Annotated in this window: 18 protein-coding genes; 11 read left to right on the forward strand and 7 right to left on the reverse strand. The window is 70.0% G+C overall.

The features are described 5' to 3' along the window. The first annotated feature begins 548 nt into the window (after positions 1–548). Both FMP39_RS17310 and FMP39_RS17315 read left to right on the forward strand, forming a co-directional pair. Complete coding sequence (locus FMP39_RS17310; protein WP_194858437.1) at positions 549–2,117, forward strand: class I SAM-dependent DNA methyltransferase; 1,569 nt, start codon at positions 549–551, stop codon at positions 2,115–2,117. Between the two features lie 115 nt (positions 2,118–2,232). After that, positions 2,233–2,787, forward strand: coding sequence for a superoxide dismutase family protein (locus FMP39_RS17315; protein ID WP_141591478.1), 555 nt, complete (start codon positions 2,233–2,235; stop codon positions 2,785–2,787). A 55-nt stretch (positions 2,788–2,842) separates the two neighbouring features. Here FMP39_RS17315 and FMP39_RS17320 read toward each other — a convergent pair whose 3' ends face one another. Then, entirely contained in the window at positions 2,843–5,122 is a 2,280-nt protein-coding gene (locus FMP39_RS17320) for a glutamine amidotransferase (protein ID WP_141591480.1), read from the reverse strand. A 27-nt stretch (positions 5,123–5,149) separates the two neighbouring features. Further along, complete coding sequence (locus FMP39_RS17325; RefSeq protein WP_141591482.1) at positions 5,150–5,908, reverse strand: DUF4159 domain-containing protein; 759 nt, start codon at positions 5,906–5,908, stop codon at positions 5,150–5,152. A 57-nt stretch (positions 5,909–5,965) separates the two neighbouring features. Here FMP39_RS17325 and FMP39_RS17330 point away from each other — a divergent pair, with 57 nt between their 5' ends. The 4 genes from FMP39_RS17330 to FMP39_RS17345 all read left to right on the forward strand — a co-directional run bounded on the left by FMP39_RS17330 (position 5,966) and on the right by FMP39_RS17345 (position 10,067). Further along, a complete protein-coding gene (locus FMP39_RS17330) occupies positions 5,966–6,229 on the forward strand; it encodes a molecular chaperone DnaJ (RefSeq protein WP_141591484.1) in 264 nt (87 codons plus the stop codon). Between the two features lie 32 nt (positions 6,230–6,261). Beyond that, positions 6,262–6,966 carry a hypothetical protein gene (locus FMP39_RS17335; protein WP_090490408.1) on the forward strand — a complete coding sequence of 235 codons (705 nt, stop codon included), beginning with the start codon at positions 6,262–6,264 and terminating at the stop codon, positions 6,964–6,966. 79 nt (positions 6,967–7,045) lie between these two features. Beyond that, positions 7,046–8,479 carry a hypothetical protein gene (locus FMP39_RS17340; protein ID WP_141591485.1) on the forward strand — a complete coding sequence of 478 codons (1,434 nt, stop codon included), beginning with the start codon at positions 7,046–7,048 and terminating at the stop codon, positions 8,477–8,479. A gap of 19 nt (positions 8,480–8,498) precedes the next feature. Further along, on the forward strand, positions 8,499–10,067 hold the full coding sequence (locus FMP39_RS17345; RefSeq protein WP_141591486.1) for a beta-ketoacyl synthase N-terminal-like domain-containing protein: 1,569 nt from the start codon (positions 8,499–8,501) through the stop codon (positions 10,065–10,067). Positions 10,068–10,088: 21 nt separating this feature from the next. Here FMP39_RS17345 and FMP39_RS17350 read toward each other — a convergent pair whose 3' ends face one another. Continuing rightward, positions 10,089–10,640 carry a hypothetical protein gene (locus FMP39_RS17350; protein WP_141591487.1) on the reverse strand — a complete coding sequence of 184 codons (552 nt, stop codon included), beginning with the start codon at positions 10,638–10,640 and terminating at the stop codon, positions 10,089–10,091. Positions 10,641–10,731: 91 nt separating this feature from the next. Beyond that, positions 10,732–11,838, reverse strand: coding sequence for an RNA polymerase sigma factor RpoD/SigA (locus FMP39_RS17355; RefSeq protein WP_141591488.1), 1,107 nt, complete (start codon positions 11,836–11,838; stop codon positions 10,732–10,734). Positions 11,839–11,906: 68 nt separating this feature from the next. On the opposite strand from FMP39_RS17355, the gene FMP39_RS17360 reads away from it, so the two are divergent. Then, positions 11,907–14,333, forward strand: coding sequence for a DEAD/DEAH box helicase (locus tag FMP39_RS17360; RefSeq protein WP_141591489.1), 2,427 nt, complete (start codon positions 11,907–11,909; stop codon positions 14,331–14,333). A 4-nt stretch (positions 14,334–14,337) separates the two neighbouring features. Here FMP39_RS17360 and FMP39_RS17365 read toward each other — a convergent pair whose 3' ends face one another. Beyond that, entirely contained in the window at positions 14,338–14,850 is a 513-nt protein-coding gene (locus FMP39_RS17365; protein ID WP_141591490.1) for a helix-turn-helix domain-containing protein, read from the reverse strand. Between the two features lie 71 nt (positions 14,851–14,921). On the opposite strand from FMP39_RS17365, the gene FMP39_RS17370 reads away from it, so the two are divergent. From FMP39_RS17370 to FMP39_RS17385, 4 genes are all read left to right on the forward strand, one after another. Further along, entirely contained in the window at positions 14,922–16,151 is a 1,230-nt protein-coding gene (locus FMP39_RS17370) for a Glu/Leu/Phe/Val dehydrogenase (RefSeq protein ID WP_141591491.1), read from the forward strand. A gap of 114 nt (positions 16,152–16,265) precedes the next feature. Continuing rightward, positions 16,266–17,483 (forward strand): threonine ammonia-lyase, encoded by a 1,218-nt coding sequence (gene ilvA, locus FMP39_RS17375; RefSeq protein ID WP_090490415.1) that lies wholly within the window; start codon positions 16,266–16,268, stop codon positions 17,481–17,483. 58 nt (positions 17,484–17,541) lie between these two features. Continuing rightward, positions 17,542–18,933, forward strand: a complete 1,392-nt coding sequence (locus FMP39_RS17380) for a peptidase MA family metallohydrolase (protein ID WP_194858438.1) — start codon at positions 17,542–17,544, stop codon at positions 18,931–18,933. 147 nt (positions 18,934–19,080) lie between these two features. Next, on the forward strand, positions 19,081–25,266 hold the full coding sequence (locus tag FMP39_RS17385) for a hypothetical protein (RefSeq protein ID WP_228558067.1): 6,186 nt from the start codon (positions 19,081–19,083) through the stop codon (positions 25,264–25,266). Positions 25,267–25,372: 106 nt separating this feature from the next. Here the strand turns inward: FMP39_RS17385 and FMP39_RS17390 are convergent, their stop codons facing one another. Both FMP39_RS17390 and FMP39_RS17395 read right to left on the reverse strand, forming a co-directional pair. Beyond that, positions 25,373–25,987, reverse strand: a complete 615-nt coding sequence (locus tag FMP39_RS17390; RefSeq protein ID WP_140866244.1) for a YceI family protein — start codon at positions 25,985–25,987, stop codon at positions 25,373–25,375. A 31-nt stretch (positions 25,988–26,018) separates the two neighbouring features. Further along, entirely contained in the window at positions 26,019–26,825 is an 807-nt protein-coding gene (locus FMP39_RS17395) for a dioxygenase (protein ID WP_228558068.1), read from the reverse strand. Between the last annotated feature and the right edge of the window lie 10 nt (positions 26,826–26,835).

Below are 26,835 nucleotides of genomic sequence, written 5' to 3' on the forward strand. Positions count from 1 at the left end.
TGAGGGATGGTTGGAGTAGCGGCAACGGCGGACGCTTCAATGCATGGCGAAGCAGGTGGAGAGGCCGGAGAGGGTCCGGGCCGAGGAAGCGTTCGAGGCCAGTGGGCAGACGTAGCGGCAGTCCGCGTCGGTGCGAGGTATACAGCTGAGCACGCTGCAGTCGTGGGTGTACCGCACGCAGGCGGCGGGCCATGACCTTGGCATGACCGGCTGTACACCGACATCCAAAGGATCGCCCACGGCATGAAGCAGCGACTGCCGTCAAAGGGACTGGCCCATGCGGTTCCCGTGAAAGCCCCAGCACGAGTCTGAGTCACCAGCCAATGCGTTACCGCCCTGCGCAGCGTGACGCCCGCCGAAGCGAGCCAGCGCCACAACAACACGCCTCATCTCGCCCCCATCAGAGCCAAGGACACGCACCGAGGGCAGGCAACATCTGCGACTCCAGGGCAGGTACGTTGATGCCAAGCGCACAACTCGCTGAAACACCAGCCAGAAAGCGGGTGCCAGACGTTCACCCCGCACCACGCCAAGTAGAATGCCGTTCCATGCCTCGCACCGCGCATAGGCCGCTGGAAGTGGATGAGGAGAAGCTCGTTCTTCAATTCCCCAGCCTGGACCGCAAGGCCGTGGGTGCGTTCTTCACGCCAGCGCCGCTGGCGGAACGCACACTGGCGCTTGCGCTCCAGCACGTGGGCGAAGGACCCCTCACGGTGGTGGACCCCTCCTGTGGAGCGGGGGCGTTCCTCACCGCCGCTTCGCGGCTGCGGCCCGGCGTCCGGCTCTGTGGCCTCGAGTTGGACCCCGAGGTCGCCCGCCTCTGCCAGGCCCGCGTGCCCGAGGCCACCGTGCGCGCGGGAGACGCGCTGCGAGACGGACTGGAGCCCCTGCTCGCCACCACTCCGCCGGACCACCAGGAGCTGTGGGTGGGCAACCCGCCCTACAACGGCACCTCCTCCGTGCTGAAGGACCCGCGCACCTATGCGCGGCTGCGCGCCCTGCTCCCCCTGGCGCTGATGCCTGGCACCAGCCTGCGAGACGACTTCGCCTTCTTCCTCCTGGTGGCCGCGCACCGGCTGGCCACCCGTCCCGGCGCGCTCGCCTTCATCATCCCCGCGAGCTTCCTCGACGCCTTCATGTACGCGCCGCTGCGCCAGTCGCTGCTGGAGACACTCTCCCTGCGCGAGGTGGTGGACCTGGGCCCCGGCGCCTTCGCGGGCACCCAGGTGCGGACCTGCATCACCGTGTGGAGCTCCCTCCCGGGCCCCCACCCCGCCCCGCGCTTCGAGCGGCGCGGCATCGGACAACACTTCACCCCCGAACCTCCCGAGTGGCGGCTCGCCCCCACCGCGCCCGAGGCCTCCGCCCTGGATGCCCGCTGGCGAGAGAGTGGAGAGCCCCTGACGCGGCTCGTCCCCGTCAGCCTCCCCGGCGTCAAGACACGCTTCGACGAGCTGCTGGTGGACGCGGACCCGGAGCGGCTCCTCACCCGCGTGAAGGACTTCGCGACCACGCCCGAAGAAGCCCTGCCCGAGTTCGCGAAGGCCCACGGCCTGCCCGAAGAGCTGCTGCCCAAGCTGCGCGCATTGAAGACCGGGCCACCGCTGGAGGTGGACGCCAGCTACGTGCGGCCCTTCTATCGCTACGGCGGCGCGCGCCACCGCGGCAGCGTGCCGCCCGAGGCCCGCGCCTACTGCTACCTGGACCGGCGGCTCGTCCCCCGCGGTGACCACCGGCTGCGCGGCCCCTATGACCCGCACCTGGGCGCGGTGAAGCTGCTCTTCAACGTGCGAGAGCTGCCCTTGTCGGCCGCGCTGCTGGAGGACGAAGGCTGCGTGCATGACCACCGCCACGCGCGCTTCGCCCCGCTCTACGTGCCGCAGCGCCTGCGCGACGAGGGCCTGGGCCTCACCCGGTCCGTGAAGACACGGGACGAACTGGGCCCGCTGGTGCCCAACCTCTCTCCCCGGGGCATGGCGTGGGCCGAACGCCTGGGCGGCCCCCTGCCCGCCTTCCAGGCCCTAGTCCGCTTCCTCAACGGGCCGGAAGTCCAGGGCATCTGGGCGCCCGCCTTCGGTGCCTCCCGCGTCGTGCCCGTGCCCCTCGCGGAGGAGTGAGCGCTACAAGGCAGATGGCTCGGATGCCCGCTTGCTTTCCCCTGCGGCGAGCACGAGCAACCGCTAGTGTCCACCTTCGCTCCGTAGCGCACGACCCCAGGAGGAAGACACACTCATGAAGATTCGAGCCCTGCTCACCGCCGCCGCACTGACCGCCGCCCTCCCCGCCCTGGCTCAGGAGGGCGCGGCCACGCCGCCGCCAGCGGACAAGAAGACGCCGCCCAAGGGCCAGACGGCCAAGGCCCAGGTGAAGGACTCCGAGGGCATGGACGTGGGCGAAATCACCCTCGAGCAGACCAAGCAAGGCATCCTCATCAAGGGCAAGCTGAGCAACCTGCCGCCGGGCCAGCACGCCTTCCACATCCACGAGGTGGGCAAGTGCGAGGGGCCCGCCTTCACCACGGCGGGCGGCCACTTCAACCCCAGCAAGAAGGCCCACGGCCTGCTGGCGCCCAAGGGCAAGCACCACGGCGACCTGCCCAACCTCTACGTGGCCCAGGACGGCACGGTGCAGTTCGACATTTTTTCGCAGAACGGCCTCACCGTGAAGTCGCTGTTCGACAAGGACGGCTCCGCGATGGTGGTGCACGCCAAGGAGGACGACTACCACACCGACCCGACGGGCGACGCGGGCGGCCGCATCGCCTGCGGCGTGGTGGAGAAGACCTAGTCCACCCCACGCGGGAAGCAACCCGGCCTCTCCCTCGCACTGGGAGAGGCCGCTGTCACACGTAGCCGAAGCGCCGGCGGGCGAACCACTCCGCGCCCAGCAGCGCGATGAGCGCCACCAGGTAGTACCAGCGGTCCCACAGCGGCTGATCCCTGGCGCGGCCCACCTCCACCACCGGCGGGTCCAGCAGCGGCACATCCGGAAGGCCGTCCAGCGGCAGCGTGTAGGACTTGCCGCCCGTCTCCTTCGCAATCTGCGCCATCAACTCCGGCCGCACGGACGCGTCCGACAGCTCGGGCCCCACGGCGCGCACGGCCACCGCGTCCTCGCCCTTGCCCAGGTCCGTCTCGCCCTTCTTCGCGGAGGCCAGCAGCTTGTAGGGCCCGGGCGCGGGGGGCTCGAACTCCAGCCGCACCACGCCGTCCGTCCCCGTGGTGCCCGTCTGCACCGCCACCGGCTTCTGCGTGGCGACGGAGAAGAGCTCCACCCGCACCTGCGCGTCCTGCGCCGGCTGGTAGTCCGCCATCCGCGCCTGCACCACGACGCCCACGGGCCGGCCCGGCTCCACGGACGGCGGGTCCGCCGTCACCTTCAGCGTCGTCAGGTCCGGGTCCCTCACCAGCCACCGCAGTGCGTTGCCCCAGAAGCGGTCATACGCGCGGCTGGGCGAGCCGTGCTTGTGCGCCGCGAAGGCCCAGTACCAGGAGGCGTCCGTGGCCATCACCAGCGAGCGGCCCCGGCCGTAGTCCCACACGGCCACCAGCGGCGCATTCTTGCCGCCCACCGTCAGGTGCGGGTGGTCCAGCAGCACCGTGGCCCCCGGACGCGCCTGCGTCAGGTTGGCGCCAGGGATGGGCGGCAGCTCCGCCCACGCGGCCTCCGTGCTGGCGGCGCCCATGCCAATGCCCGTCACCGGGTGGCGTAGACCCTCGGGCGTCAGGCGCGGCTTGAAGGCGTCCAGGTTGGCGGGGCCCGCGGCCGCCACGGGCAGCGCCTCCATCAGCGTGGGCATGGTGGCGCGGCCTTCGCCCAGCACACTGTCGCCGCCAATCATCACGAAGGCGCCGCCGTTGTGGACGTAGCGCTCCAGGTTGCGCTCGTACTCGGCGATGGAGAGCGACGGGTCCGAGTGCCCGAAGTTCTGGAAGATGACGACGTCGAAGGTGTCCAGCTTCGTGTCGAAAATCTCCTCCATGGGGAACGGGATGAGGGACAGCTCGCGCTGGTCGTTCACCACGCCCGGGTCGTCCGACAGCGTGCGCAGGATGTAGAAGGACACCAGGTCCACGTTGGCGTCCTGGCGCAAGAGGCCACGCAGGTAGCGCTCGTCCCAGGAGGGCCGTCCCACCACCAGCAGCACGCGCACGCGGTCCCGAATCACCTTCAGCGTGAAGGAGCGCGTGTTGTTGTCCGCCACGGCCTCGCCCGGGAAGGTGGGCACCGTCACCGTGTAGACGAAGCGCCCCGTCTGGTCCGGGGTGAAGGTGAAGGCCACGGGCTTCACGTCGTCCGCGGACTCCATCCGCACCACTTTGCTGGCGACCGTCTTGCCTTCCTGACTCAGCACCACGGGGATGTCCTGCCCCGCAAAGCCGCGGCCGTGAATCTCCACCTCCACGGTGAGCGAGTTGCGCACGAAGGCGAAGTCATCCACCTTCAGTCCCTCCACGGCGACGTCCTTCAACGTCTCCTGCCCCACGGTGAAGGTGGAGACGGGGACGTTCAGGTCCGCCAGCGCCGCGCGCGCCCGGCCCACCACGCCCGCCTTGAGCTCGGTGTTGTCCGCGCCGTCGCTGAACAGCAGCACCCCGGACAGCTTGCGCGAGCCCTGCCCCGCCCCCGCCGCGGCGCGCACCGCCGAGAGCAGGTCCGTGGTGCCCGCGCGCGCGGGCGTCATCAGCGTCTCCGGCGTCGCCGGCGCCAGTTCCGGGTCGAAGCCGTACAGCTCCACCGTGAAGCGGTCCTGCAGCTCCGCCAGGCGCGGCGCGGCCCGTTCCAGGAACGCGGCCACTTCCTCGGAGCGCGAGCGTCCGCCCACCTCCGCGGGGAAGCTCATGGACGCGGAGCGGTCCACCAGCACCGCGACGCGGTTCTTCATGCGCGCCACCTGCAGGTGACGGATGCCGGGCTCCAGCAGGAAGAAGAGCGCGGCCACGCCGGCGCCGACACGCAGGGCCCAGAGCAGGACCCGGCGCCCGCGCGAGGGCTCCCGGCGCACGCCCCAGGCGGCCAGCGCCACGCCCAGCACCAACCCCAGGGCGAGCAGGACCAGCGCCCACGGTGGCAATGGCGAGAGGGTGACGAGCTTCCAGGCGTTGAACGTGGGGGAATTCATCCAGGCTTTCGGCGGAGGGCCGGGGCTTCAGCGCCGCTTGTTGAGGATGAGCGGCAGGTGGACGGCATCGTCCTTGTAGTCCAGGCAGAGGGCATACATGCACACGTTGATGCCCAGCCGCACCGCCAGCTCGCGCTGGGGCTCGCCACCCGGCGAGACGTCGAACTCGTAGTCACCCGACTCGTTGCGGCTCCACGCCCCGGCCAGGTCGTTCTGCGAGTACAGCACCGCGGCGCGCTTGCCCAGGTTGCAGCCCATCAACTGGGGCTTGTTGAGCACCCGCCCGGGCGCCGCGTCCAGCAGGAAGAAGGACTTGAACACCACGTGCTTCGACGGCACCTCGGCCAGCGGGCTCTGCGGCAGCACCCGCGCCATCTCCCGGCGGAAGGACGCATCGAAGCCGGCCCCGTCGCTGGCGTCGTTGGCGTCCGCGAGCATGAAGCCGCCGTACGTCAGGTAGCGGCGCAGGTTGGCCACCTCCGCATCCTCCAGCGGGGGAAACTCTCCCTCGCCGCCGAAGTAGAGGAACGGGTATTCGAAGAGGTCCGGTGAACTGAGCGGAAACGGGCGCGCGTCCGGCACGACTTCCACGGAGGTGCGGCGCTGGAGCTCCCAGGCGATGCGACGCAGCCCGGACAGCCGTGTATCCCAGCGCCCCTTGTGACGGGCCACGGCGGGGATGAAGCGGTTCTTCTCACCGAAGGCATGCGCCCGCCGCGCCAGCAATGGGGCGAGCGCGGCGGTGCCGAGCAGGAGGTTTCGACGGGTCAGACGCCGCGCGGACATAGGGCGTACCTATATACCGTCGACGGGTATGCGCATTCCCCGGTATAGAACGGCATCATGGCGAAAGGCGGACAGACGCCCCCGGCGCCCGGCTCGGCGGAGGCACATGCCGCCTGGGCCCGGAAGGAGGCGGGCGACGTGGCGGGGGCGCGGCGCGACGCCGAGCGAATCCTCGCGGGCAGCCCGTCCGCCGAGGACCGCGCGGAGGCGGAGGAGTTGCTGCGGCGCACCACCACCCCGCGCGCCCTGTACGGCTTCGCCCTGCTCGCCGCCACCGTCTTCGTGCTCCTGCTCGTACTCGCAATCGTCCGATACGCGTAAGCTTCGGCGGACCGCATCAAGGAGAATCTGCCATGGAAGGCCTCCTCCAGGCCCTCGGGGCTTACCAGACGTTCAATCCCACCGGCTGGGTGGCCGTCTACCGGATGCTGCCCATGTGGGCCGGCATCGTGTGCTGTGTCGCTGGCGTGACGTTGCTCGTCGCCGGCGGGGGGAAGCTGTTCCGCGTGCTCGCGGGCCCCATCGGCGCGGTGCTGGGCCTGCTGTGGACGCCCGTGCTCGTCATGAAGCTGGGCCTGCCGGACGTGGCGAAGATGGCCACCATCGCCGCCGCGGTGCTGATGGCGCTGGGTTTCCTGCTCCCCACGGCCATCACCTTCCTGGGCGTGGGGGTGCCGCTGGGGCTGCTGGCCGGGCAGATCGCCGGGCAGCAGGACTTCCTGCTGGGCTTCGCGCCGGGCTTCATCATCGGCGGGCTGGTGGGCGCGATGCTGCAACGCCCGGTGGCCGTGCTGGTGGCCTCCGCGGTGGGTGCGTGGATGTTCGTCATCGGCGCGCTCGCGGCGCTCCACCAGGTGGGCGGCGTGGTGCAGGCGGTGGCCAGCAAGCCCTGGGGCGTCATCATCGCCGCGGGCCTCTTCGCCGTGGCCGGCGCAGTGTACCAGCTCGCCGTCCGGCCCTCTCCCGAGGAGGCGGACAAGCTTCGCGCGGAGCGTGAGCGGCTCAAGGTGCGGCAGGCGGAGCAACATGCGCTCGAAAAACGGTGGGGGGTCAAGTAGCCCCCAGAGACTGGTGACCGTGCTTTACGTCCCCCTGCCCGGGGCGTAGATTCCGCCGCCTTTCCCCCCGGAAGGATTGATGGGTCAGGCCAGGCGTCAGGAGAAGCAGCACGAGTCCCCCACGGAGCCCGCTCCCCGGCAGGAGCCTCCCGCGAGCACCGCGTGGGTGAAGCCGGCGGGACTGACTCGCAAGGGGTGGGCCGTGCTCGTCGGCCTCATCCTCGTCATCCAGTTCCCGCTCATCCACTACGCGCTGCTGCGCGGCCAGGCGGAGGTGACGGCGAAGCTGCCCTACACGCAGGACTTCTCCGACCCGGGCGTGGTGGAGCGCGACTTCTTCTCCGCGGGTGGCTACTGGCGCGTGCTGCAGGGCGAGCTGCTCGCCCCCGGCGTGAAGAACAACCCGCTGTGGCTGCAGGCCCCGCTGCCGGATGACGTCGCCGTGGAATTCGACGTTCGCTCGGAGCTGCCCGCCGGTGACATCCGGGTGGAGCTCTTCGGCAACGGCGTGGACCCGGCCTCCGGGTACGTGCTGGTGCAGGGCGGCTGGAACAACTCCATGTCCGTCATCGGCCGGCGCGACATGAACGCGCCCTCCCTGGACGCCCTCCGGCGCCGCGCCGCTCGCGGAGGCAAGGAGAACGTGGACTTGAAGGCCAGCGGCTTCTTCAAGGAGAACACCAAGGTCCGGGTGGAGCTGCGAGGCCAGCCGGTGCAGGCGGGCCGCACGTATCACTGGCGCATCGAGCGCCGGGGCTCGCTGCTGCGCTGGTTCGTCGACGGCGAGCTAATGCTGGAGCTGGATGACCCCTTCCCGCTCAAGGGCCCCGGGCAGGACCGGCTGGGCCTGTCCGGCTTCGAGTCCCAGATTTTCTACGACAACCTGCGGGTGGACACGCCGGACCGGCTGCCCTTCACGGCGGCGCCGCGCGCGCCCACGCCGCCCCCCGGCCCCTACGCGGACGACTTCAACCGCGACACGCTGGGTGACGCGTGGAACGCCACCAACCCCTCCGCGGTGAAGCTGGTGGACGGGGCGCTGGTGGTGGAGCTGATGCACAACCGGCCGGTGTGGCTGAAGCAGCCCATCCCCACCAACGCCACCATTGAATTCGACGCCTGGACGGACAACCCGGAGGGCGACATCAAGGTGGAGGTGTGGGGCGACGGGCGCTCGTTCTACGCGGGCGACCTGCGGCTGCAGTACACCGCCACCGGGTACGTCATCATCTTCGGTGGCTGGCGCAACACCCAGTCCGCCATCGCCCGGCAGAACGAGCACGCGAATGACCGGGCGGTGCGCGACGGCGCCGCGGTGGTGCCCGGCAAGCGCCACCACATCAAGATTACCCGCAACGGCGGCACCCTGGCGTGGGAGCTGGATGGCCAGCCCTACCTGACGCTCAAGGACCCCGTCCCGCTGGAGGGCCCACGCAATCAGTACTTCGGCTTCTCCGGTTGGAAGAACCGGGTTCACTTCGACAACTTGAAGATTCAGCCGCTCGCCCCCTAGCGGCGAAGGACAATCACACGTGCGCAGAGTAGGCATCTTCGGCTGGGGCGTGGTCGCCCCCCGGTCCAGGAACATCGAGGCGTTCGAGCGCAACCTCTCGTCGTCCGAAAGCTGGCTGTCCCCCTTCAACGGCTTCGGCCCCGACAACTTCCTCGTCGGCATGCCGGAGTTCGACCTGGCCGACTACAAGCCATGGATTGACGCGCGCTTCCCGGGCAGCCGCTTCTCGCAGCTCGAGCGGAAGATGGGCCAGCCGACCCAGTTCGCCATTGGCGCCTTCATTCAGTCCCTGGCGCAGAACCCGGGACTGGAGCAGGAGCTGCAGGCGCTGGGGCCCCGCGCGCACGTCTACGTGGGCACCGGCCTGGGCGACCTGCCCACCATCCGCTCCATCTCCCTGGACCTGTACCGCGCGCAGCGCCGGTGGGACCGCTTCTGGTCCGCGCCGGAGCGCAACGGCGCCCTGCGGAAGTGGCGTGAGACGCAGGAGCCGCTGCCCGGCCTTCCGCCGGAGCCGTCCACGGTGGACGAGGCCACGCGCGACGAGGCCGAGGACGCGTGGTGGCACTTCTGGGCGGGCCGCTCGCCGGAGCTGCGCGAGTACCTGGACGAGCTGCGCGAAATCGAAGCCATTGGCGTGCCCGAGGATGGCGACGTGGAGTCCGCCAAGCTGGCCGTCATCAAGGAGAAGCGCACGCGCAACGCCCGGCTCCAGAAGAAGTGGATGTCGCCGGAGCCGCCGTGGAACGCCGTGTCCTCCAACGTGCTGTGGAACATCCACAACACGCCGGCCTCGCAGATTTCGATGATGGGCCGCATCACCGGCATGACGTTCGCCCCAGTGGCCGCGTGCTCGTCGTTCGGCTACGGCCTGCGGCTGGCCATCAACGCGATTCAACTGGGCCAGGCGAAGGCCGTCGTCATGGGCATGACGGACCCGCCGCCGATGCCGCTCACGGTGGGCGGCTTCTACAACGCCCGCGTCATCTCCGCGGACGCCGCCGTCTCCAAGCCCCTCACCGCGCTGCGCGGTACGCACATCGCGGGCGGCTCGGTGGTGTGGGTGCTGGGTGACTTGGAGCACTTCACGGCCAAGGGCTTCAAGCCGCTGGGCATGGAGCCCATCGCGGTGGGCGTCACCGCGGATGCCGACCACATCATCACCCCGTCCAAGGAAGGTCCCACGCTGGCCATCCGCGAGGCCCTGGCCGCGGCCGGCTGCGCCCCGGAGGACGTGGGGAGCTGGGACTTGCACGCCACCGCCACCCCGGGTGACTTCCTGGAGGTCCAGAACCTGCGCGACGTGCTGCCCGAGCAGGTGCTGATTACGGCGCGCAAGGGCACCTTCGGCCACGGCATGTCCGCCGGCGGCGGCTGGGAGCTGACGGCGCAGTACCTGGGCTACGGCCAGGGCAAGGTGTTCCCCACGCCGCTGAAGGAAGCGGAGCTCAACAAGCAGATTTCCCACGTGCACGGCCGCTTCGTCTTCGACGAAGCCGTCGAGGCGCCCGCGGGCTGCGCGGGCAAGCTGTCCATGGGCGTGGGCGGCATCAACGCCTGCGTCATCTCCCGCCCCTGGTCGAAGTAGGGGCGGGGTCCGCCGCGGGACTCAGGGGTGTGCGGCCAGCGCGTCCGCGTCGAAGCGCGCGGCCGCCTCCGGATCACCGCGGCGGAGAATCTCCAGCTCGATTTCCAGGTCCCGGAAGTAGTTCTGCCGGGTGGGCAGGACGCCGCTGGCCTGGCTGTCATGGACGGCCTGGGCGTAGTCCTCGTCCGTCTTGATTTCCTTGTCCACGTAACCGACGCCAATGGACTGGGTGACGCGGTCTCCGCGCATCACCCGCAGGGCCGTGCCGCCGCCGGTGAGCACGATGCCCTGCACCAGGAAGCGAGACGCCGTGCCCGGGCCCAGGCTGCCGCCGCCGGAGTCCAGCCACTCCGTCTCCAGGACGTAGCGGCCCGGCATCTCCTTCCAGGAGTAGCCGTGGCCCCGCAGCACCTCCTGGACGTGGGGCCACAGCTGCGCCAGCTCCTGGCGGTAGACGTGGTTGGCCGCCTTGTCGCGCACGTAGTTCTTGCGCAGCGAGCTGGAACAACCCGCCAGCGTCAGCAACGTGGCGACGACGAGACAGACTCCCGCGAGGCGGGTGGAGCGGTGCATGAGGGGGCTCCTGAAGGTGCGAGGAGAACGGCCGGGCGCCCGCCAGCATATCGCCAGTGCCCGGCCGGCTGCCTCGCCCCCTCCCCCGCCGTCAGGCCTTGGGACTGGCCACCAGGTCGAAGTCCGGGATGTGTTCACGCATGAAGTCGCGCATCCGGTTGATGAGGGCCGCCTCGATTTGCCGGGCCCGCTCCCGGCTGACGCCGTACTTGTCGCCGATGTCCTGAAGCGTCAGGGGCTCGTCGGAGACGAGGCGGCTCTCGAAGATGTAGCGCTCCTTGCCCTCCAGCGTCCGGGCGAACTCGGCCAGCTTCTCCCGGAAGAGGGCCTTGAGCTGCTCGGCGCCCAGGCGCTCGTCCGCCGGCATCGTGTTGGACGGCAGGTAGCGGTCCGCCCGGGTGGTCCGCGAGTCGTCGTCATTGCCCAGCGGCGCGTCGATGGACATCTCGTCGTGCCCCAGCCGCTGGTCCATCTCCACCACGTCCTGCTCGGTGACGTTCAACCGCTCGGCGAGCAGCTTGGGGCTGGCCTCGAAGCCCTGGGCGACGAGCTTCTCCTGCTCCTGGCGCAGCTTGAAGAAGAGCTTCCGCTGGGCCTCGGTGGTCCCCAGCTTCACCATCTTCCAGTTGTCCATGATGTAGCGGAGGATGTACGCGCGAATCCACCAGGCGGCGTAGCTGCTCAGCTTCACGCCGCGCTCGGGGTCGTACTTCTTCACCGCCTGCATCAGCCCGATGTTTCCCTCCTGGACCAGGTCCAGCAGGGACAGCGGGTTGCGGTGGTACTCATGGGCCAGCTTGACGACCAGGCGCAGGTTGGACGCCACCAGCCGGTAGGCGGCGTTCACATCCCCGGATTCCTTGTAGTGCCGGGCCAGTTGGAGCTCTTCCTCCCGCGTCAGGAGCGGATGGCGCTGCACCTCGGCCATGTAGGCCTGGAGGGGGTCCCTGGGCGTTAGCCCCGTCTCCGCCGAGCGGACGAGCGCCCTGGGGGGGACAACGGGGGTGTCCAGCTCCGCCTCCGGTTCGACCTCCGCCAGCTCCGCCGCGTCCGGCTCCAGTGAATCCGGGTCGGTTTGAGCCTCGACCTCCACCCCCTCCACCTCGGCGTCCACGACGTCGCCAGCCCCGGGCGAGGCCGGCCGCTTCACGCGGGGTCGGGGGGACGTACCTTTGGTTCTTTTCCTCCCATTCGCCATGGGGGCTCCATACAGCAAAGTGCCGCGATTGTTGCCACAGGGTAATGCAGGGGCTATGCCCATGCCTGATGAGCGACATCCAAGAGCCAAACGCGCCGGGGAGTCCGGCGCCTGACGAAGCCCCGACACGTCCCGCCGAGTACATCGCGGACATCGGCTTCGACGACATGAACCTGTCAGAGCCCATCCGCCTCGCCCTGGCGGAGCGCGGTTATACCAACCCCACCCCTGTCCAGGCCCGCGCCTTCCGGCCCGCCATGGAGGGAAAAGACCTCATCGTTCGCAGCAAGACGGGCACCGGCAAGACGGCCGCGTTCGGCCTGCCCCTGCTCGAGAAGATTCCCGCCGACGAGCGCCGCGTCCGAGCGCTCATCCTCTGCCCCACCCGCGAGCTGGCCCTCCAGGTGGCGGACGAGCTGAAGATGCTCGCCAAGCACAAGGGCCTGAAAATCGCGGCCATCTACGGCGGCGCCTCCATGAAGCAGCAGGAGGACGCGCTGGAGGAAGGCACCCCCATCATCGTCGGCACGCCGGGACGCGTGTTCGACCACATCAACCGCGGCAACCTGAAGCTCGACGCGTGTGACCACGCCGTCCTGGATGAAGCGGATGAGATGCTGAACCAGGGCTTCTACGAGGAAGTCACGCGCATCCTCGACCGCCTTCCCAAGACGCGCCAGGTGCTGCTCTTCAGCGCCACCGTCCCCACGGACATCCAGAACCTCATCGCGCGCTACACGACGAACGCGGAGACGCTGCTGCTGTCGGGCGACGTCTTCACGGTGGAGCACATCCACCACATCCGCTACGACGTGTCGGACGCCTTCCCCAAGCCGCGCAACCTCATCTACGTGCTGGAGAAGGAGGAGCCGCAGAACGCCATCATCTTCTGCAACACGCGGGATGACACGGCGCTGGTGACGGCGGTGCTCAACCGCAACGGCTTCGACGCGGAGCTGCTCAATGGCGACCTGCCGCAGAAGGAGCGCGAGCGGGTCATGGGCAAGGTGAAGCGCGGCGAGGTGGCCTTCATGGTCGCCACGGACATCGCGGCGCGCGGCATCGACATCTCCGGCCTGGAGTACGTCATCAACTACTCGCTGCCGGAGGACCCGGCGGTGTACCTGCACCGCGTGGGCCGCACCGGCCGCATCGGCAACAAGGGCACCGCCATCAACCTCTTCTCCGGGCGCGAGCTGGCCACGTACACCTCGCTGGAGAAGAAGTACGGCATCAAGTTCGACAAGCGCGAGATGCCGGCCCCGGAAGAGGCCATGCGCCTGTGGACGGAGCGCCACGTGCGCGAAATCCAGGAGGCCGCGGGCGGCTCCGTCTTCGAGGGCTTCCTGCCGCTGGCCGCGCAGCTCAAGCCCCGCGCGGACGCCGACGACCTCATCGCCTTCCTGCTGAAGTACTTCTTCAGCCACATGCGCATGGAGAAGGCCGCCGCGGCGATGGCGGCGGAAGGGCGTGAGCCTCCGCAAGAGCGCAAGTTCGAGAGCCGCGAGGGCGGCCGGCGCGAGCGCGGCGAGCGGAAGGAGCGTGGCGAGCGCCGCGACCGTGAGCGCGACGACCGGCGCGAGAAGCGCGGCGAGTCCTCCGAGCGCGAGCGCGAGCGCCGGCCCCGCCGTGACGACGCGCGGCGCGAGCGCGGCGGTGAGAGTGGCCGCGGCGCGGCGGCGCTGGAGGCCGGTCCGGGCGAGGCGAAGCTGTGGGTGAACCTGGGGACCGCGGATGGCCTGGGGCCGGGCAGCATCGCCACGGCGCTGGAAGACGCGGGCGCCCCGGTGGGCAAGGTCGTGCGCGCCGAGCTGCGCCCCACCTTCGCCTATGTCTTCGTGGCGGAGGAGGACGCCGCCGCCTTCGAGACCATCAACGGCAAGCAGCACGGCACCAAGACGCTGCGCGTGGAGAAGAGCAAGCCGCGCACGGAGCGTGACGCCACGCCCCGCCCGCCCCCGTCCCCGGACGCGGGCCCCGGCGAGGCGAAGCTGTGGATCAACCTGGGCATGGATGACGGCATGGACGAGGCGAAGCTGCCCGCCGCGCTGGAGGCCGCGGGCGCTCCCGCCGGCAAGGTGCTGCGCACCCTGCTGCGCCCCACCTACGGCTACGCCTACGTGGCCGAGGAGGACGCGCCCGGCTTCGAGGCCGTCAACGGCAAGCCCCACGGCGAGAAGGCGCTGAAGGTGGAGCGTCACCGTCCGCGGGGCGCACGCCCGGAGCGCCGTCCCCGCACGGAGGCCCTGCCGGAGGTTCCCGGCCAGACACGCCTGTGGGTGGGTCTGGGCAAGCAGGACGGGCTGGACGAGGCGGGCGTCGCCGCCGCGCTGGAGGCCGCGGGCGCTCCGGCCGGCAAGGTGCTGCGCACGGACCTGCGCCCCACCTATGCGTATGTCTTCGTCGCCGACGAGGACGTGGCGGCCTTCGAAGCCACGCACGGCAAGCCCCACGGCGAGCGCACGCTCAAGGTGGAGCAGGCCAAGCGGAAGTAGTCCCTCAGGTGCCGCCAGTCCCTGGACTGGCGGCCTTCCTGCGCCGCTCGCGGTGGTAATGGGCGGCGCACAGGCCCCGGGCGAGCACTGGCTTCTCACAGCCGGGCTCGCCGCAACGGGCGGGCTCCGGCCGGACGGCCTGGATGTCCTCCGTTGCCCGCGTGGGCTCGTTGAACATCACCTCCGCCACCGACAGCAACCGGTCCACGTCCGCGCGAGCCAGGCCGCGCCCCCGGACGAAGGCCTCCAGCCGGTGGACGCCCGCGTCCTGCGTGTCCTCCAGCCGCAAGAGTTCCCACAGTGGGAGCTGGAGCGCGGCGGCCACCTGGAGCAGCGTCTCGTAGCTGGGGCTGCGCTCGCCTCGCTCCAGCAGGGACGCGAAGGACACGGAGATGCCGCAGCGGGCGGCGAAGTCCTCCTGGGTGAGTCCCCGCCGCTCCCGCAGTGTCCGGATGCGCCGGGCCAGTCCCTGGAGGTGTCCACTCACGGTGGAAGCGTCCGGCGGTTCGGGCGGCATGGCAGTTTCCTATGGTAGCGCACCCCTTCTGTTAAGGTCTCGCGCGCCGCCATCCAGGAGCTTGCCGACACATGAGCGCCGTCGAGGGTACCAACTACTACTTCCGCAAAGCCGCGCGGATCATGGACGTAGGCACCCCCATCGAAACGCTGCTCGCCACGCCCCTGCGCGAGGTGAAGGTCCAGGTCTCCATCGAGATGGACTCCGGAGAGATTCGCACCTTCCTCGGCTACCGGATTCAGCACGACAACAGCCGCGGCCCCATGAAGGGCGGTCTGCGCTACCACCCGATGCTGGACCAGGACGAGTGCGCGTCGCTCGCGTCGCTGATGACGTGGAAGACGGCCGTGGTGAATGTCCCCTACGGCGGCGCCAAGGGCGGCATCGCCTGCGACCCGTCCCAGCTGAGCATCAAGGAGCTGGAGCGCCTCACCCGGAAGTACGTGGACCAGGTGCAGGACGTCATCGGCCCCACGCGCGACATCCCCGCCCCCGACGTCAACACCAACCCCCAGGTGATGGCGTGGATCATGGACCAGTATTCGCGCTACCACGGCCACTCTCCCGCGGTGGTGACGGGCAAGCCGCTGGAGCTCTACGGCTCCAAGGGCCGCGAGGCCGCCACCGGCCGCGGGCTGCTCTATGTGGCGCGTGAAATCCTGCGCGACCTGGGCCGGCCGGTAAAGGGCACGCGCTTCGCGCTCCAAGGCTTCGGCAACGTGGGCGGCCACACCGCGCAGCTCCTCTGGGAGGACGGCGGCGTGGTGGTGGCCGTGGCGGACGCGCTGGGCGGCGTTCGCAACCCGCAGGGCCTGGACATCCCCTCCCTCTTCGAGCACGTGAAGCGCACCGGCACGGTGACGGGCTTCAGCGGGGGTGCTTCGTGCAGCAACGATGACGTGCTGGGCGCGGACTGTGAGGTCCTCATCCCCGCGGCGCTGGGCCATGTGCTCACCCGGGAGAATGCCCACGCGGTGCGTGCCAAGCTCATCATCGAAGGCGCCAACGGCCCCACCCAGCCGGAGGCCGACGAAATCTTCGAGAAGCGCGGCATCTTCGTGGTGCCGGACGTGCTCGCCAGTGCCGGCGGCGTGACGGTGAGCTACTTCGAGTGGGTGCAGAACCTCCAGCACCTGTCGTGGGAGGAGGACCGCGTCAACGCGGAGCTGGAGAAGTCCATGAAGGAGGCCTACGAGCGCGTGGCGCAGGTGGCGCGCTCCCGGAAGGTCTCCATGCGGACGGCCGCGTACATCCTGGCGATTGGCCGGGTGGGCAAGGCCACCGTGCTGCGCGGCATCTGACGCGGTCCGCCGTGTCACGCGCTGGACGTAGCGCGGCGCGGCAGGCAGCCGGCGGAGCACGCTCCTTCCTCGTGTCTCTTCCGCCCGGGGCGCGCTTCCGATAGAGGCGCGCACATGGTCACCCTCGAGGACATCCAGGCCGCGCGCGAGCGCCTTCGCTCGGCCATCCGCCCCACGCCGTGCCCGCAGTCGGACTACTACACGGAGCGGACGGAGTGCGCCGCGGTGTTCTTCAAGCTGGAGAACCTCCAGCGCACCGGGGCATTCAAGGAGCGCGGCGCCCTCAACAAGCTGCTGACGCTGACCGAGGACGAGCGGCGCCGGGGCGTCATCGCCGCGTCCGCCGGAAACCACGCGCAGGGAGTGGCGTACCACGCGCGTCGGCTGGGCGTGAGTGCCACCATCGTCATGCCGGAGCGCACCCCGCTCATCAAGGTGTCGCGCACGCGGGATGACTACGGCGCGCGCGTGGTGCTCAAGGGCACCAACTACGACGAGGCCTACGCGGAGGCGCTGCGCATCCAGAAGGCGGAGGACCGCGTCTTCATCCACCCCTTCAATGACCCACACGTCATCGCCGGCCAGGGCACCATCGGCCTGGAGCTGCTGGAGCAGTGCCCCGACCTGGAGGTGGTGCTCGTCCCCATTGGCGGCGGCGGGCTCATCTCCGGCATCGCGTGCGCCCTGAAGGAGACGCGGCCCGACATCCGCGTGGTGGGCGTGCAGGCGGAGACCATCGCCAGCATGAAGGCGTCGGTGGAGGCGGGCGAGCGCGTGCTGCTGGCCGCCGCGGGCACCACCATCGCGGACGGCATCGCCGTCAAGCGCGTGGGCGACCTCACCTTCCCCATGGTGCAGAAGTACGTGGACGAGGTGGTGGCGGTGGACGAGGAGGAAATCGCCGCCGCCATCCTCACCCTCCTGGAGCAGGAGAAGAGCGTGGTGGAGGGCGCCGGCGCGGTGGGGCTGGCGGCGCTGCTCAGCGGTGACGTTCCCGCCGCGAGGGGCCGGCGCACCGCCATCATCTTGAGCGGTGGCAACATCGACATGAACGTCATCAGCCGCATCATCGAGCGCGGTCTGGTGAAGGCCGGCCGCCTGGTGCAGTTGGAGGTCCGGCTGCCGGACCGGCCCGGAATGCTGGCGAAGCTCACCACGCAGGTGGCCGACCTGCGCGCCAATGTCGTGGAGATCCACCACGAGCGCGCCTTCTCCAAGGCGGGCCTGGGCGAGGCCATGGTGGAGGTGACGCTGGAGACCACCGGGCCCGCGCAAATCGAGGAGCTGGAGCGCGCGCTCCACCGGCTGGGCTGGCAGGTGGCCCGCAAGTAACCCCCATGCGGGGGCAGGGCCTTGCGCCCGTGCGCCCGTGTCCGGCGATACTCAGGGCATGAGCCCCGCCGCCCTGCTCTCCGCCCTGCTACTGACCGCCGCCCCTTCTTCTCCCGGACAGAAGGCGAAGTCGCTCGCCGCCAGCCGCGCCTGGGAGGAGCTCTATCTGGCCTTCTCGGCCGGAGAGGCGTCGGACGTGCCCACCCCGCAGCGGAGCACCGTCGCCACGGCGCTCCAGAAGGGCTGCGAGGCGCTGAAGGACGAGGACCCGGTGATGGCGTACTCACTGGGCGAGCGGGCCACCGTCTACGAGGAGTCCGCGGGCGCGCTGCGGTGCCTGGCCCGGGCCGCGCGGAAGACGGACCAGCGGGCCACCGCGGAAGCCGCCCTGCGCAAGGGGCTGGCCCAGTACCCCAAGGACGGCGCCTTCGGCCTGGAGCTGGGGCGGCTGCTGATGGAGGAACAGGACGCGGTGGGCGCCGTGGCGGCGCTGGAGAAGGTGCCGGCGAAGTCGAAGGAGGCTGCGGAAGCGAAGCGGCTGCTCGTGCAGGCCCGCGCCAAGACGACGGAGGAGACCGCCGCACGGCGCGAGGCGGAGCGCCTGGAGCTGCGGATGAATGGCGCCACGAGCGGGCGGCCCACCGTCATGGTCGAAACCCAGCCCGCGGTGGCCGGCCAGGGCCGGGGCAACACGCGCTCGGCCAGCCTCAACTACGAGTCGGGCACCGGCGCGGACGGCATGCGGACGCGCTCCAACAGCCGCTTCGTCATCCGGTACTTCAACAACGATCGCGACTTCGGCCAACGCGCGGAGTACGAGGGCCGCATCGTCGCCGCGCTGGACGAGGCCTACGACTTCACCCGCAGCATGCTGGGCGAGGTCCGCCACGCACCGGTGGACATCATCCTGTACACACTCGCGGAGTTCCAGACGCACTTCGGCGCGGCGCGGGCGCGAGCGGTCGCCGGGCTCTACTCCGACAACGCCATCCGCATCAACGACGCCGCGGAGCTCACGCCGCAGACCAAGGCCACGCTCGTCCACGAGTACGTACACGCCGCGCTGGATGAGTTCTGCGGCGGCTACGGGAACAACCTCCCCGTCTGGCTCAACGAGGGCCTGGCCGAGTACGTCGAGTGGCGCTACATGGGCGGCGAGGACCCCGAGCGGTCGGTCCGGAGCTACATGGCCCGGGCCGCCAAGGCGAACTCACTGCCCAAGCTGGCGCAGATGGAGGGCTCGTCCCTCATCATGCAGAGAAACCCGGCGATCGCCTATGCCACCTCCGCCGTGGCGGTCCGCGAGCTGGTGAAGCGGGGCGGCACGGGCCGGTTCCTCACGATGGTCCGTGAGGTGGGACAGGGAAGACCCATCGACGAGGCCCTGTCGGACCACTACGGCAAGACGCGGGCGAGCCTCGACGAGGACGTCCGGGCCGCTCTCCAGTAGGGGAGGCTACCAGCCGGGCCCGGGCCAATTGGTTTACCCGTTCCCGGGAGTCCCCTAGACTCGCAGCCCCCTCTATTTACGCTGCGACAGAAGCTCGGCTGTACGCTGTCCGCAGCAAGGTGACGGATGTCGGACACGCGCGCAGCGATGAGAGAATTCCGCTTTCTCGACGAGAAGCGGAAGCTGGGAAGCCTGTCTCCGGTGGAGGAGGCTCGCTGGAACGAGCTGCGCGCACAGCTGGGCGTGGATGACGCGCCAGCCGCGGACGCCGCCGCCTGGCAGCAGCAGGCCGCGCCCCAGGGCTACTACGCCGACGACGGCCAGTGGTACCCCTACCCCGCCGGCTACGAGCAGCAGCCCCAGGGCTACTACGCCGACGACGGCCAGTGGTACCCCTACCCCGCCGGCTACGAGCAGCAGCCCCAGGGCTACTACGCCGCCGATGGTCAGTGGTACCCCTACCCCGCCGGCTACGACCCGAACCAGGGGTTCGATCCGAACGCGCAGGCTTACGCGCAGCAGGGCTACGACCCGAACGCGCAGGCGTATGACCCGAATGCGCAGGCCTACGCGCAGCAGGGTTACGACCCGAACGCGCAGGCTTATGCGCAGCAGGGTTACGACCCGAACGCTCAGGCCTACGCGCAGCAGGGTTACGATCCGAACGCGCAGGCTTACGCGCAGCAGGGTTACGACCCGAACGCGCAGGCCTACGCACAGCAAGGCTACGACCCGAACGCGCAGGCGTATGACCCGAACGCGCAGGCTTACGCGCAGCAGGCGCATGACACGAATGCGGGCTACGCCCAGGGCACTGCCGAAGCGTGGCAGGCGGATCCGCAGGCCTATGCCGCGGAATCCGCGCAGCAGCAGTCCTACCCCACTGCTCCCGCACACGAGCCGGCTGTCGAGCCGGACAACCTCAGCCTTTCGGACGACATCGACATTCCCGCGCTGAGTGAGCCCGCGCCGTGGATGACGCCGGGCGCCGGTGGACAGGCTCAGAATGCACTGAGCGCTGAGCAGGAACCCGACATCGAGGCGATGTCCGCTGGCGAGGAGCCGTCCGCGGCGGATGACCCGTCTGCGTCGTTCGCGGACGTCACCGCGGACCTCCAGCAGGATGCGCAGCCTGTGTCCGAGGAGGCGCAGCCGGAAGCCCTGAGCGTTGCGGAGGATGACTTCTCCGAAGTGGCGTCGGACACGCCGGCGGTGGCCGCCAGCGCCGAACCCGAGACCTCCCTGGAGGCGTCGTTCGCCGACCTGTCGATGGAGGTCGAGTCGGCACCGGAGGCGCCGGTGGCGCCCACGGACGATGCCCTGGCCTCGACGGAAGTGGAGGTCCCGTCCGCCGAGGTCGAGTTGCTGGACGGCACCGCCGACAGCGAGCCTGTCCTGGCCCACGAGCAGTCTCCCGCCCCCATCGATGATGCGTGGGCCTCCGCGCCGCTCGCCGTCGAGACTGAGCACGTGGACGTCGCCGATGCGGGCGACATCATCGACGTTGCCGCCATGGCGGAGCCGGAGGCGGCCTCGCAGGCTGCGGATTCCGAAATCGCGCTCGATGCCTCCGAAATGGTCGAAGCGTCGGCTGCGGACTCCGCGGATACGACGGATGCGTGGGACGCAGGTGCGACGACCGACGTGACGGCTGATGCCATTGCGACGGCCGACCACGGCGCGACGGATTTCATCGCGGCCAGCGCGGGCGATACGTACGAGGCACAGCCCGCCGAGATTGCACTCGACACCGCGGATGAGGCCTCGGCCGAAGCCGAACCCACCGAGATTGCGCTCGATGCAGCCGACGTGAGCGAAGCGGCGGTTGAGCACGCCTCGGAGATGGCGTTCGACGCGTCTGCCGGGACCGAGACGGGCGCCGACAACTCGCCCGCTGAAATCGCGCTCGACGCTTCCGATGTCGCCATAGCGGAGGCCTATCCCGAGACGGCCCTCACGGCGTCTGACGCCAGCGATGCCGCAACGGCGGAGGCCTACCCCGCGGCAGACTTCGCGACGGCGGAGGCCTATCCCGCGACGGAGTTCGCGACGGCGGAGGCCTACCCTGAGGCAGACTTCGCGACGGCCGACGTCAGCGATGCCGCGACGGCGGAGGCTTATCCCGAGGCGGCGCTGACTGCCTCCGAGGCAAGTGATACGACCGCAGCCGCTCCCGAGTTGGCGCTCTCGGCTTCGGATGTCATCGAAACGTCCGCTCCCGAGCCGGAGCTGACTGCCGCGGATGCCAGCAGCGAGGTCGTCGCCGAGGCCTCCCCCTCCGACACCTACGGCAGCGCAGCAGCCTCGTTCGAGCCCCTCGCCGAGACTGCCTTCAGCGAAGGCGATGCAACCGCCGCTGGTGAACCGTACACCGAAGCGGTGCTCGACGCCGCAGAGGTCAGCGACACGGCTGTGAGCGAGCACGCTTTCGCGACGTCCGAAGCGAGCGAGTCGGCCACTGCCGAGGCGTATCCGGAAATGGCGCTCGACACCGCCGATGTCAGTGATGCGGCCACGATGGAGCTGGACTCGGTGGCGACCGCCGCCGAAGCCACCTCCGACACGGCGCTCGCATCCAGCGCGTGGGGCAGCACGGACGCGGCCGAGGAGTTGGCCACCACGGCGCATGCGGCCTCCGATGTCAGCGAATTGGCTGCCATCGAGACGGCCCACAGCACCTACGACCACTCGAGTGAGACCCTCGCTGGGAAGGAGCTCGTCCTCGACGCGACCGAGATGAGCGAGCCCGAAATCGCGCTCGATGCGTCCGACGTCGCCGAATCGCCTTCCGCCCAGTCGCCCTCCGAAATCACGCTCGACGCCACAGACGTCGCCGAGCCCGCCCCGATTGAGCCGGCCGCGGAGATTTCCCTGGAGGCCTCCGACGTCGCCGAGCCGCAGCCGGCTGAAATCGCCCTCGACGGCTCGGAGGTGAGCGAAGAGTCTTCCGCGCAGCAGGGAAGCGTCCCGACGCTGGAGCTCAACGCGGCCGAGGTGTCGTCCGACGAGCCCTCGCTCGATGTCATCGATGTCGAGTCCGCGCCCGGACACGCCGGGGACGAGGCATCGTTCCAGGCCGCTGACGCCGGGAGCGAGCAGCCCACGCTCGAGGTTATCGAAGTCGGTACGGAGGCCACCGCTTCGGACGTGGACTTCTCGCCGGAGGCTGCGCCCTTCGCGTCGTCGGATGTCCCATCGCTCGAGCTCCGGCCGGTCCAGGTGGGTCCGGACCTCCACGCGGAAACGATCGAGGTGGTGGGAGATTCGCCGCATTCGTCCGCGCACACCCCTTCCGCCGAGGAGATGTTCGACCTGAGCGGGAACCCCGAAGAGGCCGTGCCTCTCGCGGCGGCGAACGAGTTCCTGGCCCACGGACACTTCGCGCCGACCGATGAGCGCGGTGTGGCGATGGCGGAGGGTGACGCGGGCGCCATTGAGCTGCAGCCTGAATGGGCTTCCACTTCCGAGCAGCCCGCTGCGGAAGCGGCCCAGACGGAATGGGCCACTTCCGGTGAGCAGGCCGCTTCCAGCGATGCGTATGCAGGCTGGGAGGATCCTGTTTCGGAAACCGTCGAGCTCCAGGCGGAGTGGGCGGAGCCTGTCACCGCTTCCGAGTGGACCGCCTCCGAGCAAACGGCGCCTGCCACGAGCCAGGCGGCGTGGGCGGCCTCCGATGCAGGCATCGCCTCCGAGGCGGGCCAGGCCGAGTGGGCCGACTCCACCACCGAGCTCCAGCCCGAATGGGTTGCGACCGAAGACGCGGCAGCCCCTGAAGCCCAACCTGAGTGGGCCACTTCCGCGGAGCAGGCGCCCACCGAGGCGCAGGCGCAGTGGACCGAGACCGCCGCGCAAGCCGCCCTCGGCAGCGAGCAGACGGAATGGGCTGCGAACACGCCAGACACCACGCCCGAGGCGGCCCAGGCCGACTGGGCTTCGTCCTCCACCGAGGCCGCGCCCGTCGAAATCCAAGCGGAGTGGGCTGAGCCGATCGCCGAGGACGGCCAGGCCCAGTGGGCCACAGCTGAAACGTCCCCGAGCGAGGGCTGGAACACGGCGTCGACTGAAGCAGCGCCCGTGGAAGTCCAGGCCGAGTGGGCCGAGTCTTCTGAGGCCGCGCCCACGGAGATTCAGGCCGATGGGTCGGCGCCTACGCCCGACGCAGCGCCCGTGGAAGTCCAGGCCGAGTGGGCCGACCCCGCCCAGCAGGATGGAGCCGCCCTGACGGCTGCCCCTGCGGCGACGGAGGCCCAGGCCGCATGGGCTGCGCCAGAAACCGCTGACACCACGACGGATGCCCAGGCAGGTTGGACGACGCCGGGCGCCGACACCGCTCCGTCGGAATGGACTGACTCATCGGAAAACGGGTGGGCGACCGCCGAGGAAGTTCAGACCGAATGGACTGCGCCAGCGACCGAATCCGCCGCGCAGCCCGAGTGGGCTACGACTCCCGCGGCTGAAGCAGCGCAAACCGACTGGGCCGCTCCCGGTACCGAAAACGCCGGGCAGCCCGAGTGGGCCACGCCTGCGACCGATGCCGCCGCACCGTCGGAGTGGGCTTCGCCTGCGGCGGAAGAGGTTCAGGGCGAGTGGGCTTCGCCCGCGACCGAAGCCGCCGCATCGTCGGAGTGGGCTTCGCCTGCGGCTGAAGAGGTTCAAGGCGAGTGGGCCACTCCCGCTGCCGATGCCGCCGCCCCGTCGGAATGGGCTTCGCCTGCGACGGAAGTGGCGCAAAGCGAGTGGGCGAATCCCGCTGCCGAGGAAGTTCAGGCCGAGTGGGTAACGCCCGCGGAAGGCGCGGCGCCGTCGTCGGAGTGGGCTTCGCCCGCCACCGAGGAAGTTCAGGCCGAGTGGGCCACGCCCGCGGAAGGCGCCGCTCCAGCACCGGAGTGGGCTTCGCCCGCCGCCGAGGAAGTCCAAGCTGAGTGGGCGGCGCCTGCGACCGATGCCGCTGCACCGGCGTCGGAATGGGCTTCGCCCGCCACCGAGGAAGTCCAGGCCGAGTGGGCCACACCTGCCACCGAAACTGCTGCCCAGCCTGAGTGGACCTCGCCTGCGACCGAAGCCGCCCAGCCCGCCTGGGCCGCCCCCACGGAAGGCGCGCAGGCAGAGTGGGCCGCTCCCGAGGCAGAAGAAGTCCAGGCCGAGTGGGCCGCCGCTCCGGCGGAGGGCGCTCAGCAGGAGTGGGCAACGCCCACGGAAGCCCCCCACGCGGAGTGGTCCACGCCCGCCACCGAGGAAGTCCAGACCGAGTGGGCCGACCCCATCGAGGAAGCCGCTCCGGCCACCGAATGGGCCTCCACGAGCGCGCCTGCCGCCTCGCAGTGGGACACGCCCGCGGACAACGCCCCCGCAGCCGCGGAATGGTCCGCGACCAGCCACGACACCAGCGCGACCTGGGACGCCCCCGCCGCCACCACCGAGTGGTCCTCGGAGCAGACGGCGAACTGGAACGAAGCGCCCGCTGAAGAGGTCTCCCTCGCGGACACGGCGACGCCTGCCTCCGCGGAGTGGAATGACGCCTCCGTGGACGTGGACCCCGTCATGGAGGAGGCCGAGCCCATCGAAGCGGCGTCCGCGTGGGAGGCCGAGCCCATCCTGGACAGCGCCCCTGTGACGTCGCAGTGGGCCGCCGCCAGCACGGACAGCCCCTTCGGCGCTCAGGCGCAGGACTTCACCGAGGCCGTGCCCATCGAGGAAGAAGAAGTCTCGATGGAGCTCGAGCAGGAGGTCTCCGAAATCGACGTCGAGGAAGAAGCCGTGGTGCCGCCGCCCGCCCCCATGGCCGCCATCCCCGTCGTCGCGTCGGCGCCCGCGCACTTCGCTCAGGCGGCCTCACTGGCCACCGCCGCGCAGCCGCAGCGCACCGCCGTCGTCATGCCGGCCGCGCCCGCCAACCACGTCGCCGTGGAGCGTGAGCCGCTCTTCGATGACACCGCCATCGTCGGAGGCACGGCCCTCACCTCCTTCGTGGAAGGCGAGCACCGCGTCATCATCCACACCGTCGAAGGCCAGGTGAAGCGCGGCACCATCCGCGACGCGGACCTGCTCGACGAGGTCATCTCCCTCGAGCAGCAGAGCGGCTTCGCCGCCGAGCAGATTCCGGGCAAGCGCGTGAAGGCCATCTTCTTCATGCTCGCCGCCGGTGCGCGTCAGCCACAGGTGGAGGGACAGAAGATTCGGGTCACCTTCAACGACGGACGTCAGGTCGCGGGCTTCTCCCAGGACTTCCACGGCAGCACGCCGGGCTTCTTCGTCATCCCCGCCGACCAGCGCACCAACACCGCGCGCATCTTCATCTACCGCTCCAGCGTGCAGGCGGTGGCCGAGGGCTGAGCGGGCGCGTCCCCGAAGGACGGGCGGGGCCACCGTGCCCCGCAAATGAAAGAGGGGCCCCCACCACCGTGGGAGGCCCCTCCGTCATTTCAGAAGAAGCGAAGGCTTACTTCTTGTCCGTCGCGGCGGCGTCGGCCTGCTTCACCAGCGACAGCTCCAGGTTCACGGTGACTTCCTCACCCACCGCGACACCGCCCGCCTCCAGCGCCTGGTTGTAGGCCAGACCGAAGTCCTTGCGGTTCAGCTTGGTGGTCGCCGTCACGCCCGTGCGGGTGTTGCCCCAGGGGTCCTTGGACTCCTTCGACGGGCCCGTGACGTCCAGGACGACCGGCTTGGTGACGCCGTGCATGGTCAGGTCGCCGGTGACCTTCAGCTTGCCCTGGCCCGCCTTCTGGACCTTGGTGGACTTGAAGGTGATCTCCGGGAACTTGGCCGTGTCGAAGAAGTCAGGGGCCCGCAGGTGCTCGTCGCGCTTGGCGTTGCCGGTGTTGACGGTGGACGCGTCCAGAACGGCCTCGACCTTGGACTTGGTGATGTCCTTGTCATCCAGGTTCACCGTGCCGCTCTTCACGTTGAACGAGCCGGTGACGTTCGACACCATCATGTGACGGACGGAAAAGCCGGCGCTGGAGTGCGAGTCATCCACCTTCCAGGTGGAGGCCAGCGCGATGGACGGGAGGGCGAAAAACAGGGCAACGGCGCTCTTCATGGACGTCTTCATGGGAAGTGTGCTCCTGGGAGATACAGCGAAGTCAGGCGCGCAGCGCGAAGCTGCGCATGGACAAGGTTCCGTGATGGAAGCCCTCGAATACGGGGGTGAGACGGTCCTCGGGGAGGGCAGCTCCGAGGACGAAATAGAGCGGCATCAAATGTTCGGCCCTTGGATGCGCGAGCCGCGCGTTCGGTGCATCCAACCATGACTGAAGGCCGGTGAAGTCTCGCGCCTCCAGCTTCTGCGCAATCCACGCATCGAAGGCCGCGGCCCACGGCTCGACGGACGCCGCCTTCTCCTGGAAATTCAGCCGGCGCAGGTTGTGGACGATGCCGCCGCTGCCCATCAACAGCACGCCCTGCGCGCGCAACGGCCGGAGGAGCTCGCCCATCCGCGCGATGTCCGCGGGGCTCGCGCCCAGCGGAATGGAGACCTGGACGACGGGGAGCTTCGCCTCCGGGAAGGCATGCAGCAGCGGCACCCACGCGCCGTGGTCCCAGCCGCGCTCCGCGTCAGCCACGGTGGGCAACCCGCCCGCCTTCAGCCGGGCGACCACGTCATGGGCCAGGGACGGCGCACCCGGCGCGCCGTAGCGCAGGCGGTAGAGCGGCTCGGGAAAGCCATAGAAGTCATGGATGAGGGACGGCTGCGCGCTGGCGGTGACGCGAATCTCGCCGGGCGTCTCCCAATGGGCGGACACCACCACCAGGGCCCGCGCCTGGGCCTCGCCGCCGAAGCGACGCAGTGCCTGCGGGTAGGCATCCGCGTCCAGGGCCACCATCGGTGAGCCGTGAGAGATGAACGCCGCGGGGGCCACGGCCTGGCCGCCGCGGCGTTCATCTCTCACGGCTCACCGA

Origin of the sequence: Myxococcus sp. AB056, from assembly GCF_006547365.1 — a bacterium.
Lineage (GTDB): Bacteria > Myxococcota > Myxococcia > Myxococcales > Myxococcaceae > Myxococcus > Myxococcus virescens.